1 protein-coding gene and 1 pseudogene are annotated in these 2,013 nt (G+C 76.0%); one reads left to right on the top strand and one right to left on the bottom strand.

Going from position 1 to position 2,013, the window contains the following annotated elements:
• Positions 1-1,094 (bottom strand): hypothetical protein (locus tag ACFV4N_RS43225; protein WP_499678504.1); only part of this gene is annotated, 1,094 nt, incomplete at its 3' end.
• A gap of 272 nt (positions 1,095-1,366) precedes the next feature.
• Here ACFV4N_RS43225 and ACFV4N_RS43220 point away from each other — a divergent pair.
• Positions 1,367-2,013 (top strand): annotated as a pseudogene (locus ACFV4N_RS43220) (S8 family serine peptidase); the annotation flags it as partial.

Raw genomic sequence — 2,013 nt, 5'->3', positions numbered from 1 at the left:
GCCTTGATCGTGCCGTCCGCGGTGGTGCTCTCGCCGACCGCCACACCCCGGTCGTTCAGCGCCACCGGCAGGCTGTGCGCGCCGCCGAGCGAGCCGAGCCACACGTGCTTCCCGTCGCGCCACAGGAACGCCCGCGCCGCGTCCGGGTCGTCGGCCGATGACCAGCCCAGCACGTCGCCCCGCTCGTTGACCGCCACCGCCTCGGCGGGCCCCGGCACGTCCAGCACGACCGGCTTGCCGCCGCCCGGCCACAGCGTCGCCCGCCGCACGCCGCTCGCGTCCGTCGTCACGCCCACCACGTCACCGCGCTCGTTGAGCGCCTGCGGCCCGCGCGCCACCCGGCCGTCGGGCGACAGCACGGTCACCGAGCCGCCCTCCCAGCGCAGCGCCCGGCCGTCCTCGTTCCCGACGACCACACCGGCCTCGTTGACCGCCGACAGCTCGTACGAGCCCGAACCCGGCGTCGCGGCCAGCCGCGTGCACGTGACGCCCTCGCAGCGGAACGCGTAGCGGTCCCCGGCGAACATCGGCAGCTTCGACCCGACCACCACGCCCGCGTCGTTGATCGCGTCGACGAACAGGTGCGGCTCCGACAGCGGCAGCGCCTCGTGCTCCTCCCCGCGCCACACCGCGGCCCGCTCCTGGTGGTAGGAGGTGGACGAGGTGGAGTACGTCATCGGCACCTGACCGGCGTCGTTGATCGCCTCCGCGCTCACCCACCCCGAACCGGACGGGGTGATGTCGACGACCTCGCCCGCCCGCCAGATCCTGGGCCGGTTGACGTAAGGCCCGACGGAACTCTTCGCCTCCACGATGAGCACCTGCCCGCGCCGGTTGATCGCCCGCGGGTTGCCCGCGCCGAGGTCCACGGCCGCGCCGCCGGGCGTCCACTGCACACCCCGGACCGGACCGTTGCCGTAGGCGGCGCCGATCACCTGGCCGAGGTCGTTGACGCCGACCGCGCGGTGCGTCGGGTAACCGGGCAGGCCGGGCAGTTCGGTGATCCGCACGTCGGCCCACGCGGTCGGCGCGGCCACCAGCGGCAGGGCGACGGCCAGCGCGAGGGAAACCGGGAGAACACGAGTCTTGGGCATGGTTCGCTCCGTTGCGAGATGTCCATCTGAACCGATTCGCACGGTAGTGCCGGCCCGACCGGGGCGGCGTCGTCCGGACAGCGGAACCGAAGGGACGAGCCCTTGGCGGCCAACGATGTCGTGGACCCGGCGGGCGGAGGCCGCACCACCCGTCCCGACCCGAGCGGTTCCCGGCCGCCGGGACGCCGTAGCGCCGGCGCAGCCCGCGGTGCCATGGTCACCGGGGACGTGGCGGTCGACGAGGCGACGCCACGGCGACCGGGGGAGGCCACGTGCACCGCAGGACGACGGCACTGCTGGCGGCGGGGGCGGTGACGGCGGCGCTGCTGACCGCCGGCACCGCCACCTCCGCGCCGGGAACACCGGAACCCGAACCGCCGGAGGGCTTACCCGGCGGCACGGTGACCCTGCTGACCGGTGACCGGGTCACCGTGCGGGCCGGCCGCGCCGAGGTGAGCCCGGCCCGGGGACGCGAGGGGATGCGGTTCCTCCAGCGGCGCGACCGCCGCGGCGCGCTGCACGTCGTGCCCCTCGACGCGGAGGAGGCCGTGCGGTCCGGCGCCCTGGACGAGCGGCTGTTCGACGTCGCCGGCCTGCTGCGGGCGGGCTACGACGACCGGTCGAGCGGCGTGACCCCGCTGATCGTCGTCACCGACGGCCCGGCCGTCGCGGGGGAGCCGCTGCCCAGCATCGGCGGGTACGCCGTGGAAGCGCCCAAGGACGGCTCGTTCTGGTCGGGCGCGCGGACGGCCGGCGCGACGCGCGTGTGGCTGGACGGCCCGGTGCGGACGACGCTGGACCGCAGCGTGCCCCAGGTCGGCGCGCCCGAGGCGTGGCGGGCGGGGCACACCGGCCTCGGCGCGACGGTCGCGGTGCTCGACACCGGATACGCCGCCCAGCACCCCTACCTCGCCGGCGC

Origin of the sequence: Actinosynnema sp. NPDC059797 (assembly GCF_042732085.1) — a bacterium.
Lineage (GTDB): Bacteria > Actinomycetota > Actinomycetes > Mycobacteriales > Pseudonocardiaceae > Actinosynnema.
This window is presented reverse-complemented; position numbering and strand designations above follow the sequence as displayed.